This window comes from Clostridiales bacterium (assembly GCA_017961515.1).
In the GTDB taxonomy this organism is placed as follows: Bacteria; Bacillota; Clostridia; order Acetivibrionales; family RGIG10202; genus RGIG10202.
This window is the reverse complement of record JAGCXC010000009.1, coordinates 1-1,811: the sequence shown is the minus strand read 5'-3', so window position 1 is coordinate 1,811 and position 1,811 is coordinate 1. Positions and strand designations below refer to the sequence as shown.

The 1,811-nt window shown below is 32.0% G+C and carries 1 protein-coding gene and 1 tRNA gene; both read right to left on the bottom strand.

Annotated features, from left to right (window positions below; translation table 11 throughout):
* The coding region (locus tag J6Y29_00420) for a DUF368 domain-containing protein (GenBank protein MBP5426356.1) at positions 1-1,531 on the bottom strand (1,531 nt) is incomplete at its 3' end.
* A gap of 126 nt (positions 1,532-1,657) precedes the next feature.
* Positions 1,658-1,748 (bottom strand) — tRNA-Ser (locus tag J6Y29_00415).
* Positions 1,749-1,811: the final 63 nt, after the last annotated feature.

The window sequence follows — 1,811 nt, the reverse complement described above, 5'->3', positions numbered from 1 at the left end:
TATAATCATCATATTTTAAAGGTTTTAAAAAATGCACTTCTGGTTCTATTAGTTTAATAGAAGATACTCCATATACCTTCCATGAATCATATAAGACTATTGGTGTAATAGTTATTTTAGCATCAAATGCTGATTTTAAAGCGCCAGTTTTGAATTCTTGTAGTTCGTTTCTGTTATCTGTATATCCGCCTTCTACGAATACAATGAAGTTTCTTCCTTCTTTCAACATCTCTGTCATTTTATTTATTGCATATACATGACTTCTAACATCATTTTCATCAACATATACACTCTCTAACAGTTTAAAGAATTCATAATACATCGGTGCATTCATTGTTGAGCGAAGTGCTAAGAACGATGTTGGTTTGTCTTTTAGCTTTGTATATATACCAATTCCATCATATCTACCTTGGTGATTAGATACAAACATTGTTGTTTCATCAGGTATATTTTCCTCTCCAACAAACACCGGTCTAGTTCTTCCACCTTTATTCACAACATCAATTACTTTCATACAATACTTGTATCTTTCTTCAAATGGTATTGAGTCTCTCTTCTTTACCATTTTTCGCATTGTTGTATAGATCTTAACAGCTTTAATTGGTTGAGACAAAATCATAAAATAGAATCTAAACATATGTCTTGTCTGATGAGCTCTATCTTTATTTGTGGGACTTGCGAAATGATTAAAGACAATCATCGCAATAAAACCAGCGACTGCAAGTAATATTCCAATTAATAATGTTACAGATGTGATGTTGATTTGTGTCTCATTATCGATTATTGCTGACTTGATAACAATAAAAGGTGATATCATCACAAAACCTAGATTCACAAACATCATTCTCTCTTCGTGTTTCATTATCAATCTTTTAATTATCTTTGAGCAACAAAAAGCACCAAGACCATAACTAATTAGATATGTTAATAAAACGCTAGCGTTAAGTAATAGATTCTTTAATACCATCATTTCTGATATCGCATTAACAATCGCATAATAATATCCAAACGCTATTAATACAACCGCAAAATCAACACCAGGCACAACCAATGTAACCGAGGTAACAAAACCAACAACAGCAAGGATGATATAATCATATATTTGCATATCAGAAAAATCGACTAATTTCCCTTGTCTGACTACAAAAGAAAATGCAAATAGTGCTACCATTACTAATATAGAAATCATCCAATTAGATATCTTCTTTTTATATGGTAAGACATCTCTTATCATTTTTGGTAATGAACCAATGATAATACCAATGATACATAATAATAATGGAAGTGGATAAACCTTATAAACACTTGAAATAACAAAAGCTCCACCTAAACTACCAATAGAATATCCTAATACTAAAAAGATTAAAAATATAATACTTTTCTTAAAACTTTTAAGAATTGAGGCTATTGAATCTATCATAGTGTAATAGATGCCTAGGATAATAGCGATTGTACTCGCACTTAATCCTGGGATAGCAATACTTATAAAGCCGATTATTATTCCTTTTACTAATACCCCTAAGTTTTTCATTTTTTTGTCCCTGCTTTTAATAACCTATTATACCACTTGTATTAAAAAAATTAAATAATTTTTACTAGTTTTTTACTAAGAAAGAAAAAAGGCTTAATACTTTAGTATTAAACCGATTTCTTCAAATGGCGGAGGAAGAGGGATTCGAACCCCCGCGGCTGTTACACCCTGTCGGTTTTCAAGACCGATCCCTTCAGCCAGACTTGGGTATTCCTCCGTATGTTTTTTCTTAAATGGTGGCTCAGGGCGGGATCGAACCGCCGACACGAGGATTTTCAGT